The sequence below is a fragment of the Kosakonia pseudosacchari genome (genome assembly GCF_015167415.1).
In the GTDB taxonomy this organism is placed as follows: Bacteria; Pseudomonadota; Gammaproteobacteria; order Enterobacterales; family Enterobacteriaceae; genus Kosakonia; species Kosakonia pseudosacchari.
This window is the reverse complement of the sequence record NZ_CP063425.1, coordinates 1,861,846-1,872,900: the sequence shown is the minus strand read 5'-3', so window position 1 is coordinate 1,872,900 and position 11,055 is coordinate 1,861,846. Positions and strand designations below refer to the sequence as shown.

Annotated in this window: 15 protein-coding genes and 1 tRNA gene; 6 read left to right on the top strand and 10 right to left on the bottom strand. The window is 51.0% G+C overall.

The window, feature by feature from the left end:
- Nucleotides 1-199 precede the first annotated feature (199 nt).
- A complete protein-coding gene (gene mdoC, locus IP581_RS08715) occupies nt 200-1,348 on the top strand; it encodes a glucans biosynthesis protein MdoC (RefSeq protein WP_193822305.1) in 1,149 nt (382 codons plus the stop codon).
- A 36-nt stretch (nt 1,349-1,384) separates the two neighbouring features.
- On the opposite strand, the gene ymdB is transcribed toward mdoC, so the two are convergent.
- From ymdB to csgB, 5 genes are all read right to left on the bottom strand, one after another.
- Complete coding sequence (ymdB, locus tag IP581_RS08710) at nt 1,385-1,915, bottom strand: O-acetyl-ADP-ribose deacetylase (RefSeq protein ID WP_193822304.1); 531 nt, start codon at nt 1,913-1,915, stop codon at nt 1,385-1,387.
- A gap of 80 nt (nt 1,916-1,995) precedes the next feature.
- Entirely contained in the window at nt 1,996-2,304 is a 309-nt protein-coding gene (locus tag IP581_RS08705; RefSeq protein ID WP_193822303.1) for a fimbrial protein, read from the bottom strand.
- Nucleotides 2,305-2,447: 143 nt separating this feature from the next.
- Complete coding sequence (csgC, locus tag IP581_RS08700; protein WP_193822302.1) at nt 2,448-2,768, bottom strand: curli assembly chaperone CsgC; 321 nt, start codon at nt 2,766-2,768, stop codon at nt 2,448-2,450.
- A gap of 52 nt (nt 2,769-2,820) precedes the next feature.
- Nucleotides 2,821-3,270, bottom strand: a complete 450-nt coding sequence (csgA, locus tag IP581_RS08695) for a curli major subunit CsgA (protein ID WP_193822301.1) — start codon at nt 3,268-3,270, stop codon at nt 2,821-2,823.
- Nucleotides 3,271-3,310: 40 nt separating this feature from the next.
- The gene (gene csgB, locus IP581_RS08690) at nt 3,311-3,766 is read right to left on the bottom strand and encodes a curli minor subunit CsgB (protein ID WP_193822300.1); all 456 of its coding nucleotides are present in this window, start codon (nt 3,764-3,766) and stop codon (nt 3,311-3,313) included.
- A 589-nt stretch (nt 3,767-4,355) separates the two neighbouring features.
- Here csgB and csgD point away from each other — a divergent pair.
- Genes csgD through csgG form a run of 4 tightly spaced genes read left to right on the top strand, consistent with a single transcriptional unit; the run spans nt 4,356 to nt 6,699 of the window.
- Nucleotides 4,356-5,006 carry a biofilm master transcriptional regulator CsgD gene (csgD, locus tag IP581_RS08685; RefSeq protein ID WP_193822299.1) on the top strand — a complete coding sequence of 217 codons (651 nt, stop codon included), beginning with the start codon at nt 4,356-4,358 and terminating at the stop codon, nt 5,004-5,006.
- A gap of 4 nt (nt 5,007-5,010) precedes the next feature.
- Nucleotides 5,011-5,400 (top strand): curli production assembly/transport protein CsgE, encoded by a 390-nt coding sequence (gene csgE / locus IP581_RS08680; protein WP_193822298.1) that lies wholly within the window; start codon nt 5,011-5,013, stop codon nt 5,398-5,400.
- Nucleotides 5,401-5,426: 26 nt separating this feature from the next.
- On the top strand, nt 5,427-5,840 hold the full coding sequence (gene csgF / locus IP581_RS08675; RefSeq protein WP_086869798.1) for a curli production assembly/transport protein CsgF: 414 nt from the start codon (nt 5,427-5,429) through the stop codon (nt 5,838-5,840).
- A gap of 25 nt (nt 5,841-5,865) precedes the next feature.
- Nucleotides 5,866-6,699, top strand: a complete 834-nt coding sequence (gene csgG, locus IP581_RS08670) for a curli production assembly/transport protein CsgG (protein WP_086869801.1) — start codon at nt 5,866-5,868, stop codon at nt 6,697-6,699.
- Nucleotides 6,700-6,721: 22 nt separating this feature from the next.
- On the opposite strand, the gene IP581_RS08665 is transcribed toward csgG, so the two are convergent.
- The 4 genes from IP581_RS08665 to ghrA form a co-directional block, all read right to left on the bottom strand.
- Nucleotides 6,722-7,204 (bottom strand): DUF1097 domain-containing protein, encoded by a 483-nt coding sequence (locus IP581_RS08665; protein WP_176519661.1) that lies wholly within the window; start codon nt 7,202-7,204, stop codon nt 6,722-6,724.
- Between the two features lie 102 nt (nt 7,205-7,306).
- Nucleotides 7,307-7,861: a TorD/DmsD family molecular chaperone gene (locus IP581_RS08660; protein WP_193822297.1), complete on the bottom strand. Its 555-nt coding sequence runs from the start codon at nt 7,859-7,861 to the stop codon at nt 7,307-7,309.
- Between the two features lie 19 nt (nt 7,862-7,880).
- Complete coding sequence (locus IP581_RS08655; protein WP_086869807.1) at nt 7,881-8,618, bottom strand: phosphatase; 738 nt, start codon at nt 8,616-8,618, stop codon at nt 7,881-7,883.
- An 85-nt stretch (nt 8,619-8,703) separates the two neighbouring features.
- Nucleotides 8,704-9,642 carry a glyoxylate/hydroxypyruvate reductase GhrA gene (gene ghrA / locus IP581_RS08650; protein WP_193822296.1) on the bottom strand — a complete coding sequence of 313 codons (939 nt, stop codon included), beginning with the start codon at nt 9,640-9,642 and terminating at the stop codon, nt 8,704-8,706.
- Nucleotides 9,643-9,905: 263 nt separating this feature from the next.
- Between ghrA and IP581_RS08645 the strand changes: the two genes are divergently transcribed.
- Nucleotides 9,906-9,993, top strand: a tRNA-Ser gene (locus tag IP581_RS08645).
- 750 nt (nt 9,994-10,743) lie between these two features.
- Here IP581_RS08645 and IP581_RS08640 read toward each other — a convergent pair.
- Nucleotides 10,744-11,049 carry a putative quinol monooxygenase gene (locus tag IP581_RS08640; protein ID WP_086869810.1) on the bottom strand — a complete coding sequence of 102 codons (306 nt, stop codon included), beginning with the start codon at nt 11,047-11,049 and terminating at the stop codon, nt 10,744-10,746.
- Nucleotides 11,050-11,055 lie beyond the last annotated feature (6 nt).

The window sequence follows — 11,055 nt, the reverse complement described above, 5'->3', positions numbered from 1 at the left end:
AAACTCAGGCAATCCGACAACTGAATCCCCGCATTGTTCTCCATGCAGGCTCAATGAATAAGCAAATGAAACTAACCCTTTATCGTTTTGCAGGCTTATCCTGGAGACAGGTTATCGGTCATAGTGTAGGGTTGGTTGCGAATGTAATCATTATTTGTCTTATGGATAAGACGAAAAGTCTGAGAATGTACGGAGTGATATGACTAAAACCCCCGCACAACGAGAATATTTCCTTGATTCCATACGCGCCTGGTTGATGCTGCTTGGGATCCCATTTCATATTTCGCTGATCTACTCCAGCCATATGTGGCACGTAAACAGCGCCTACCCTTCATGGTGGTTGACGCTGTTCAATGACGCCATACATGCGTTCCGTATGCAGGTGTTTTTTGTTATTTCCGGTTACTTTTCATACATGTTGTATTTGCGCTACCCGCTTAAGCGCTGGTGGAAGCTGCGCGTTGAGCGCGTTGGCATCCCAATGCTCACCGCGATCCCGCTGCTGACGCTGCCGCAATTTATTATGTTGCAATATGTGAAAGATAAAACAGCCGAATGGCACACCCTATCGACTTATGACAAATTCAACACACTGTCATGGGAACTCATCTCCCATTTATGGTTCTTATTAGTTCTTGTGGTGTTAACAACCGTCAGCATGGTGCTGTTTAAAAAAATTAAAAATAGCGCTAACCGGATGGCTGGCAATATTTCGCTGGCGAAACTGTCGCTTTGGTTCCTGCTGTTAGGTATCGCCTGGGCGGCGTTCCGTCGAATGGTGTTGATGATCTATCCGGATATATTGCGTGACGCGCTGTTTAATTTTGCGGTCATGCAGACGTTGTTCTACATTCCGTTCTTCATACTTGGCGCGCTGATATTTATTAACTCGCGCCTGAAGTCACTCTTTACCACGCCTTCGCCGTGGTGCATGCTCGGCTCGGCGCTGGCCTTTGCTGCTTATTTGCTTAACCAGCGTTATGGCAGTGGCGAGGGCTGGATGTACGAAACCGAGGCGGTTATCACCATGCTGCTGGGCCTGTGGATGGTCAATGTGGTCTTTTCATTGGGCCACAAGATGCTGAACTTCCAGTCAGCGCGTGTCAGTTATTTCGTGAACGCATCCCTGTTTATCTATCTGGTTCACCATCCACTGACATTGCTATTTGGGGCGTGGATCACACCGCATATCCAGTCCAACCTCCTCGGTTTTCTTACCGGGCTGGTCTTCGTCATTGGCATTGCGGTGCTGCTGTATGAAATCCATCTGCGCATTCCGCTGCTACGCTTTCTTTTTTCCGGCAAGCCGCAGCACAACGACGCGAAGCGTCATGCTCACGCCAGATAACGTTTCCGGCTGCCCTGCCCGCAGAGCAGCCGCGCCTTATTGAATGTGCTGAGTCAGTAAGCGCTGATAAAGCTTCGTCATTTCGTCATCGAAACAAACAAAGATCACCTGCTGGAGTTGCGGCCGACGTATGAGGTGGGTAGCGACAGTATTAACGGCGATTTCCGCCGCCGCGGCTTTTGGGTAACCATACACGCCGGTACTGATCGCGGGAAAAGCAATGCTGGTGTAACTATTGGCTTCCGCCAGTTGAAGGCTATTGCGGTATGCATCCTCCAGCAAGCGCGCTTCATTCTCTTCTCCGCCACGCCATACCGGTCCAACCGTATGGATAACCGCTTTTGCCTTTAGATTTCCCGCCGCCGTAATCACCGCATGGCCAGGCGGACACTCTCCCTGCTGCTGTCGCACCTGTCGGCACGCATCGAGCAAAGCCGGCCCGGCGGCACGATGAATCGCGCCATCCACACCACCACCGCCAAGCAATGATGAGTTTGCTGCATTCACAATCACATCCACTTCAAGCGTAGTGATATCCCCCTGAAGCACCTGCATACGTGGTTGCATTTTTGCCCCCTATCCGGCCAGTAACCCGTTAACACCGTTAAGTGTATCCGGAAATAGCAAGGGCAACATGTTCAAAATCATCAGTTATAGATGATGGTAACCACGGCGCGGGATCGCTGCGCATCGAGATAACGCATCTGGACTTGCGCAACCTGCGAAGAGAGTGATTGTCCGGTTATATCGGTGACATGAATTTGCCGGGTCTGCATTTTATTGTTTTGCACACAGGAGAGCAGCAGATTTTGGTTCTGCGTGTGCGTTTCGCAGCCGCCTTCAACGATGGCACCACGAAAATGGATCGTCCCTCCCGCCAGCCGGGTTTCCGCACTGGCAAATGACATCATGCAAAAGCAGGCAACAGGGAACACGAACGCTTGAAACAGACGCATAAACACCTCGTAAGTCACTCATCCCTGACGGTTGAGCTTCGGCCTATTGATAAGCTACATATCGGCACCATTAGCGCGTTCCTTAATTAAAATTAGCATTCAGATGGGGAATGTGTTTGTCGCAGAAGAGATTATTAAAATTATTATTCGGCTGGCCACTGCCGGGCTAAATGGAGAGACTGACCATCGGACACCGTGACGATAATTTTGACGTTATCGTGCGCGGAAATATTCAAGCGAATACGCGACAGCGCCGTCGTTTGATTCGCCGGGAGCGTCATTGTGTTTCGTTGCCGGCTTTGGCTCACACCCGCAGCGCCTTCACGCTCGGTAATAATCTGCACCTGGCAAACACAATTCTGTGTAACCTGCACCAGCGGAGTAATGGTGTAATTGTCGCCATCGCGGGTGGTATCGAACGTGATCTGGCTGGATAACGCCGCCAGCAATAATAAGGTGTGCATAGCGCCTCCAGAAAAAACAGGGCCGCAGCCCTGTTTTTTCCTGCCGGGGGGATCAGTACTGATTCGCGGTAGCGTGGTTACCGTAACCAGTTTGCTGGACAGTAACACTTGAACCCGATGCAGTCTGGTTAACCAGTGCACCGTTAGCGACACCGTACTGGCTCACAGAAATATCAGAGTTGCGGCTATTCCACTGATCAATAGTGGCATTGTTTTGTGCCCCGTTCTGCACCAGATCGATAGAGCTGGCATCAGAACCCTGGCCCACATCGGCGGCGTTAGCGGAACCATACTGATGAATGGTCAGGTCAGATTCACGTGCATCGCTTTGCAGGGCAAGGGCGGCGTTGGCGCTGCCATATTGATAAATGCTCAGTTCAGAATTTGGACCATTGCTGCCACCGCCATGACCGCCGCCATTACCATACTGCGGGACACTGCCTGCAAATGCGCCTGCTGAAATAACGATCGCTGCGAATGCTGCCACTTGGAAAAGTTTCATGGTAAACCCCCGTTGGATTGAGATTAAAGTCGCAACGCTTTCAACGTTGAATAACGCGAATAGCCATTTGCGACTGTCGTTGCACCACTACTGCCGTTTTTTGCGTACCGTACTGCGTGATATTTGCCCGGTTGCCCGAGCCTTTCTGAATAATAACCGCGCTATTACCATAAGCCCCCTGCGTAATACTCGCATCGTTGGCGCTACCGGCCTGATCGATATAAGCAAGGTTATAACTTCCGGACTGGTCAATTTGCGCTGAATTGTTTCCGCCATTTTGAGAAATAACACCTAATAATTTCGACCCTCGTTGATCAATATGCGCATTATTACTCGCACCATGTTGCTCAATATTGGCTGATTGATTATAAGGCGCCTGGCTCAACTCATTAACCGCCATATTATATTCCGGGTTTGCCAGGTCATATCCGGCTGCTGTTACAAGGCACGGCATTCCTAGCAGGGTTAACATCATAAAGGCTATTTTGTTCTTCATGCTGTCACCGCCAAACTTATTTGTTAATACCTGGTTTCAAAACTGAGTATGCCGTGGATAAAAAGAAAATATCTCACCAGCAAGTTGGATTTTCATTAGTCATATCATTCTTAAGCATGAAGCATAATTATCACCTGCTTGCCGCAGCTTCAGGATCAGATGATTTTTCTTAAATAACTACCCCAATACTATAAGCGTCAATGCACAGGATACGTGGCAACAGCAAAACGCGAAATAAGGAGAACCTGAAACCAACAAATGTCAGGTCCTTGTTCTTAATATAAATTATCGCGCAACGTTCTTTTGAAACTCGCTCTGCTTCAGCATTTGTATATCAACATACCCGAACATCAAAATAACATTTCAATATTTAATTTTACATTCTGTTACATCATTCACACTTGCTTTAAGGTTGGCAAGCGTTAGATTGAATTCGCAGCACTCATTACTTTGCATTATTTCTCCCTTGCACGGGCTGATCACTTATTCCTGAACACAGCATAGCGCATCCGACAGTACATCTGGTTTCCCCGGTGAATAACCGGGGGTTGAAGTTGATGAACAAAAAACAAATACGCGGGGTTTCATCATGTTTAGTGAAGTCCATAGTTCAGCTATTTCAGTTTTATTATTAATAACCAAACCCTCATTACAGGCAACAGCGCTTCTGCAGCATTTAAAATTTGCGCTCTCATTGCCCGGAAAGCTCCATAATATTCAACGACCTCTCGATGACATTCCCGCATTGAGCATTGTCTTATTCGACATGATTGATGCGGATAAAAAACTGATTCAGCAATGGCAGAATATCCTGTCGCAAAAGAGTGGTGATATTAAACTATTGCTGATGAATACCCCTCTTGATTACCCATTCCAGGAGGTAGAAAACTGGCCGAATATTACGGGGGTATTTTACATTTCAGAGGACAGAAGTCAGTTGGTCGAGGGATTACAAGGCGTACAGCGTGGTGAGTGCTATTTCTCACAAAAACTGGCGAGTTATCTCATCACGCATGCGGGTAATTATCGGTTCTACAGCACTGAATCTGCCCTGCTTACCCACCGCGAAAAAGAGATCCTTAATAAACTGCGCATCGGAGCGTCAAATATTGAAATAGCCCGTTCGCTGTTCATTAGTGAAAATACAGTAAAAACGCATCTTTATAATCTTTTCAGGAAGATAGCGGTAAAAAACCGCACGCAAGCCGTCTCCTGGGCTAACGATAATCTCAGGCGTTAATGCCATGAAACGTTATGGGTATCGTCTGGCAACCGCCGCTTTACTGTTTGCCAGCGTAAACGTATCGGCTGTTGAAGTCGAAGTTCCCGGGCTGTTAGCCGATCACACGGTATCGTCTGTCGGACACGATTTTTATCGTGCATTTAGTGACAAATGGGAAAGTAACTGGAAAGGGAATTTAACCATTAATGAACGACCTAGCGCCCGTTGGGGAAGCTGGATAACGATAATCGTCAATCAGAGTGTTGTCTACCAGACTTTTCTTTTCCCGACGCACCGCGACTTTGAGAAAAATGTTGAAATCGCGTTGGCGCAAACCCAGCAAGCGATCGATCACCTGCAAATAAACCAGGCGTTGCTCAGTGCTGGCGATATGGCAAGTGATGAATTCTAAAATACGTTAAATCTCCGGAGGCTATTATGCGTAGCATATTTACCCTGCTTGCGCTGTTGCTTATCGCGCCTGCATGCTGGGCGGGAACAATGACATTCCAGTTTCGTAATCCTAATTTCGGCGGGAATCCTAATAACGGTGCATTTTTATTAAATAGCGCCCAGGCACAAAATTCTTATACCGATCCCAGCTATAAAGATTACGGCGTGGAAACCACCTCCGCGCTGGATAATTTCACCCAGGCAATACAATCACAAATATTGGGCGGGTTACTGACCAATATTAATACCGGTAAACCGGGGCGAATGGTGACCAGTGATTTTATCGTGGATATTTCCAATAAAGACGGACAACTGCAATTAAACATCACCGACAGAAAAACCGGCAAGACATCTACGATTCAGGTGTCGGGCCTGCAAAGCGGTTCAACGGATTTTTAAGCCACTGTCTAACAGGACAACAACTATGTCGCGCCTATTCATTTTATTCGCCGTGTGTTTATTAAGTGGTTGCCTGACTGCGCCGCCAAAACAAGCCGCTAAGCCGACGCTGTTACCGCGGGCGCAAAGTTATCAGGATCTGACGCATCTGCCGCTGCCAAGCGGGAAGATTTTCGTCTCGGTGTATAACATCCAGGATGAAACCGGGCAATTTAAGCCCTACCCGGCAAGTAACTTTTCTACCGCTGTCCCGCAAAGCGCCACGGCAATGCTGGTGACGGCGCTGAAAGATTCGCGCTGGTTTGTCCCGCTGGAGCGCCAGGGTTTGCAGAATTTGCTAAATGAACGAAAAATCATTCGCGCCGCGCAAGAAAACGGGACGGTTGCCATTAATAATCGCGTTCCGCTTCCCTCACTGACTGCCGCGAATATCATGATTGAAGGGTCAATTATTGGCTACGAGAGCAATGTAAAATCCGGCGGCATTGGCGCACGGTATTTCGGCATCGGCGGAGACACACAATATCAGCTGGATCAAATCGCGGTGAATTTACGGGTGATAAATGTCACGACCGGGGAAATTCTCTCATCGGTCAACACCAGTAAAACCATTCTCTCCTACGAAGTACAGGCTGGGGTATTTCGCTTTATTGACTACCAGCGGCTACTGGAGGGAGAAATTGGTTATACCGCCAATGAACCGGTCATGCTCTGCCTGATGTCGGCGATTGAAACAGGGGTGATTTTGCTAATCAATGACGGGATTGATCGGGGACTGTGGGATTTGCAGCAAGGCGCCGATCGTCATAACCCCGTGCTGGCAAAATACCGCGAAATGGCGGTGCCGCCGGAGTCCTGAAAAAGCAAGGCGTGACTTTTGGTCACGCTTTCTCTTGCTCTTTAAGCAGCGGCTGCGCGCGGCGAGAAGCCAGCCACAGCCCGCTGTTTTTCATGGCATAGCCAAACACTAACCCCACCGCCAGCGACGGGATGACAAGCCGCCAGTCGCCCTGCCCGGCAAATGTCGCGCAGGCGCCAATAAACGTTCCAGGTACAAATGAGAGCAACACGTTTTTGGCCTGAATACACATTAAAAACGCCACCACACCGGTCATCAGATAACCCAGAATATTCAGATGCGGAGCCAGTGCTGCGCCATGAATAATGACCTGCGCCCAGGCCACGCCGCTCATCACCGTACAGGCGGAAATAAGCAGCCCTTTTACACCGCCCTGCGGGCAGGCGAAATAGGCGGTGCAGCCGAGAAAACCGGCCCAGCTTAATAAACCAAAAGAGACAGCCACCCAACCCCAAATGCCGGAGAGAATGCCTGTCGTCATTGCGATAGAAAGGAGAATGTTCATGGCGCGCATCATAGCAGATGCGCGCTCCCGAGATGCGACAATGCGCACACTATTTGAAAACCACTAATCTCAGTTGCATTTTAATTGTGATTAAAATCACAATTATTCTTCTGATTCTTCCTGCAACTCATCCCACATCGCGGCGATCGCATCGCGTGTCAGCGGCGCCATGGTGCGCCAGAACGGCGTTGTCGCATGGGCTTCAACTTTGCCAAAGAAGGTGCCACACCAGGGCAGCAGATAATCGGCGAATAAGGTTTCCTGCGCTTCGCTTTCATCTTCTGCGGCCTGATCTTCCAGCCATGAGGCCGCAAGCAACAACGTCCCGATGTGATCGGCTGGCGCATCGGTCAGCGGCATGCCGCGGCTGGACAAAAATGAACGCACTTCCGCTTCCGTCGCCCCTTCCACCCAGGCACTACGATAAGGCGAGACGCGGCACTCGTCGCCGACAAACAGCGCGTTGTAATCAGCCGCCAGAGCCTGCGCATCGCAGTTTTTCTGCAAACGTTCAAGCAACTCATCCTGCTCCAGCGGCCAGCTTTCCGCCAGTTTCCCCTCACGGATCATGGTATAGAGCGGCACCAGCAGAGGATCTTGCGGCTGGCGGTAAAACAGCGAGCCCAGTACACGGCAGAGGATTGAAAATTCGTTCATTCAGTTGTTCCAGTCAGTATTAAAGTTCTGCAAATTCGGTAATTGGCGGCATGCCACGGGATTCGAGAAAATCCAGCAGACGACGCGGCGAGACATTCAGAATACGGTCTTCCGGGAAATCGACGTCATCCAGCACCTTGCGACACTCACTGAAATCGCCAAGCGTAAACGCGGTGTGGGAATCCGATCCCAGCGCCACCCAACCGCCGGCATCACGCACTGCGGCAGCCACGGCGCGGCAATTCGCCTCGCTGCCTTTGCGCGAATGGATAAACGACGAATTGTTAATTTCAAGCGCGACGCCATATTTCGCGGCGGCGGCGGCAACGGCCGGAATATCAATGTCAAATTTCGGGTTACCAGGGTGGCTAATAATATGGACGTTGCCGCTGGCGATAGTCGCCATCATCGCCTCCGTGTGGGTGGCTTTATCCTGCGGCGGAAACACCGGCTCATGGAAACCGGCGATGATCAGATCCAGCGACGTCAACATCGGTCCGGTGCAGTCGATTTCACCGTTGATGTTTTTAATATTGGCTTCAATACCGCGCAAAATGCCCACGCCATCGACCATCCGTGGCCAGATGCGCATATTCACGAAATGCCAGTAGTGCGGCGCATCCGCCATATCCGGCCCGTGGTCGGTAATGGCAAAGAGCTTGATCCCTTTGCGTTTTGCCTCGGCAATATAATCGTGAAGCGTACTGTAAGCGTGGGTGCTGGCGACGGTATGCATATGCAGGTCAACGGGATACATGACTCACTCCTGTAGTTATTTCTGCAAAGGATAGCAGTTATCGTTCGCGAGTTTAATGACAAAACCCGGCTATGCCGGGCGTCTGTCAGTAACCACGCGCTCTGTCTACCCGTCCGCTGACCGCTTCACCACGCTCAATACGTTGAATAGCCTGCGCAATAAAAGCCACGGCTTCACTGCGACGTGTCGTCGCCGCCATGTGCGGCGTCATCGCCACGCGGGGATGCGCCCACAGCGGATTATCGGACGGGAGCGGCTCCTGGCTAAAGACATCGAGCATGGCGCCTTTCAGCTTTCCGCTCTCCAGCGCAGCGAGCAAATCCCCCTCGACAACATGCACGCCGCGCGCAAGGTTTATCACATAACTGTTATCAGCGAGTTGGTTGAGCAACGCACGATTAATGATACCTGTCGTTTCCGGGGTGTTCGGCAGCAGATTGATCAGCACCCGTGTGCCATGCAGAAAGGCTGGCAACTCCTCGCCACCCGCAAAGCTGGTCACGCCGGGTATGTTTTTACGGCTGCGGCTCCAGCTACGCAGCGGGAACCCCCACTGGCGCAGACTTTCAGCCACTTTCGTACCGAGCACGCCCGCACCGAGGACGCCAATGGTGAAGTCTTCACGTTCGTATTCCTCCAGCGGTTGCCATTTCGCCTGCTGTTTCAGCGCCTGGTAATCATCAAAACGTCTGAACCAGTGCAACACCTGGCTCACGGCATACTCCTGCATTTGCAGCCCCATACCGGTGTCCTCCAGGCGAAACAGCGGAATAGACTCGGGAAGCATCTCAGGATGGGCGTGCAACTGGCTAAGAATCGAATCAACGCCTGCCCCTAATGCAAAAACGCCTTTTAACTGTCGGCCTTTGAGCATCTCAACTGGCGGATGCCAGACCAGCGCGTAATCAGCGTGGGCATTATCGCCCGGCGTCCACGCGCGGATATTTGCCTGCGGCAGCGCCTGGCGCAATGCGCGGATCCAGTCATTGTTATTGAATGAGGGGTGATAAAAGATAATGTCCATATCAACTCCAGAATCTGATGGGATGTATCCGGTTCTTTTCCGGAACAATTATGCTTTTTCGCTAAGGCCGCTCAGCATAACAAATTTCCTCCGTACCACGCGGAGAAAGTACCGTGACGAGAAAAAAAGCGATTTCAGAACGTTTAAGAAGCAGGTTGTTTGAAGTTTGTCTAACCGCGCTAATTTATTAAAAAAGAGGATTGACGACCTCCGGGGTTTTCCCTACATTAGCGCCCGTCCCGTCAACATCGGGAATACAATGTGGTGAGGTGTCCGAGTGGCTGAAGGAGCACGCCTGGAAAGTGTGTATACGGCAACGTATCGGGGGTTCGAATCCCCCCCTCACCGCCATCATTCAAAAAAGAGCTCGCATGTAAATGCGGGCTTTTTTTTCGCATATCGCACTCCCGCAGGGGGGATGAGAAGCCCCGACCGGGGTTCGACAACTGGCGCAGCCAGTTGGACAGATGACGAGCCCGCGAGGAATCTGCCCGTAGGGTGAGCGAAGCGAATCAATCCCCCCCTCACCGCCATCATTCAAAGAAGAGCCCGCATGTAAATGCGGGCTTTTTTTTCGCATATTGCACGCCGCCGGGGGGGTGAGAAGCCCCGACCGGGGTTCGACAACTGGCGCAGCCAGTTGGACAGATGACGAGCCCGCGAGGAATCTGCCCGTAGGGTGAGCGAAGCGAATCAATCCCCCCCTCACCGCCATCATTCAAAGAAGAGCTCGCATGTAAATGCGGGCTTTTTTTTCGCATATTGCATCCCGATGGGGGGGATGAGAAGCCCCGACCGGGGGTCGACAACTGGCGCAGCCAGTTGGACAGATGACGAGCCAGCGAGGAATCTGCCCGTAGGGTGAGCGAAGCGAATCAATCCCCCCCTCACCGCCATCATTCAAAGAAGAGCTCGCATGCAAATGCGGGCTTTTTTTTCGCATATTGCATCCCGATGGGGGGGATGAGAAGCCCCGACCGGGGGTCGACAACTGGCGCAGCCAGTTGGACAGACCATGAACGCAGTGAGTGGGCTGCCCGCACAACCATGCCGGGAGCATTTGAGAACAACCGCTCGTCCATTCTCATCGCTAGCAAATGGTCATTTGCTGTCAACAAGCCCTCTTTCGTTAAAGGCATCATATTTCAGGATTTCTGCCGTCATCCGTTCCTGCCAGCGGGTGATAAATGCCCGGGTGTGAGGAGCGGCAAGATGCGCGGTCAGCGCATCCTGATCTTGCCAGCGTTCCGATATGAGCACGCTTCCGGCAAGATGATCTTCTACTGCCACGTCATACGAGAGGTTTCCTGCACGTTTACGCACGGTTTGCGCGAGTACGTTCATGTCGGCCATAAAGTGTGGTAAATCAGAGGGTTTAATATTCACATAACCGCAAATGATGAGCATAGCGTT

Bases quoted from the DNA above. Each gene is read 5' to 3' on its own strand.
- csgC (WP_193822302.1), bottom strand. From the start codon at position 2,768: ATGCACACCTTATTATTGCTGGCGGCGTTATCCAGCCAGATCACGTTC.
- IP581_RS08640 (WP_086869810.1), bottom strand. From the start codon at position 11,049: ATGCTCATCATTTGCGGTTATGTGAATATTAAACCCTCTGATTTACCA.
- csgE (WP_193822298.1), top strand. From the start codon at position 5,011: ATGAAACGTTATGGGTATCGTCTGGCAACCGCCGCTTTACTGTTTGCC.
- csgA (WP_193822301.1), bottom strand. From the start codon at position 3,270: ATGAAACTTTTCCAAGTGGCAGCATTCGCAGCGATCGTTATTTCAGCA.
- csgG (WP_086869801.1), top strand. From the start codon at position 5,866: ATGTCGCGCCTATTCATTTTATTCGCCGTGTGTTTATTAAGTGGTTGC.
- IP581_RS08660 (WP_193822297.1), bottom strand. From the start codon at position 7,861: ATGAACGAATTTTCAATCCTCTGCCGTGTACTGGGCTCGCTGTTTTAC.
- ymdB (WP_193822304.1), bottom strand. From the start codon at position 1,915: ATGCAACCACGTATGCAGGTGCTTCAGGGGGATATCACTACGCTTGAA.
- IP581_RS08655 (WP_086869807.1), bottom strand. From the start codon at position 8,618: ATGTATCCCGTTGACCTGCATATGCATACCGTCGCCAGCACCCACGCT.
- mdoC (WP_193822305.1), top strand. From the start codon at position 200: ATGACTAAAACCCCCGCACAACGAGAATATTTCCTTGATTCCATACGC.
- IP581_RS08705 (WP_193822303.1), bottom strand. From the start codon at position 2,304: ATGCGTCTGTTTCAAGCGTTCGTGTTCCCTGTTGCCTGCTTTTGCATG.
- csgF (WP_086869798.1), top strand. From the start codon at position 5,427: ATGCGTAGCATATTTACCCTGCTTGCGCTGTTGCTTATCGCGCCTGCA.
- csgD (WP_193822299.1), top strand. From the start codon at position 4,356: ATGTTTAGTGAAGTCCATAGTTCAGCTATTTCAGTTTTATTATTAATA.
- csgB (WP_193822300.1), bottom strand. From the start codon at position 3,766: ATGAAGAACAAAATAGCCTTTATGATGTTAACCCTGCTAGGAATGCCG.
- IP581_RS08665 (WP_176519661.1), bottom strand. From the start codon at position 7,204: ATGAACATTCTCCTTTCTATCGCAATGACGACAGGCATTCTCTCCGGC.
- ghrA (WP_193822296.1), bottom strand. From the start codon at position 9,642: ATGGACATTATCTTTTATCACCCCTCATTCAATAACAATGACTGGATC.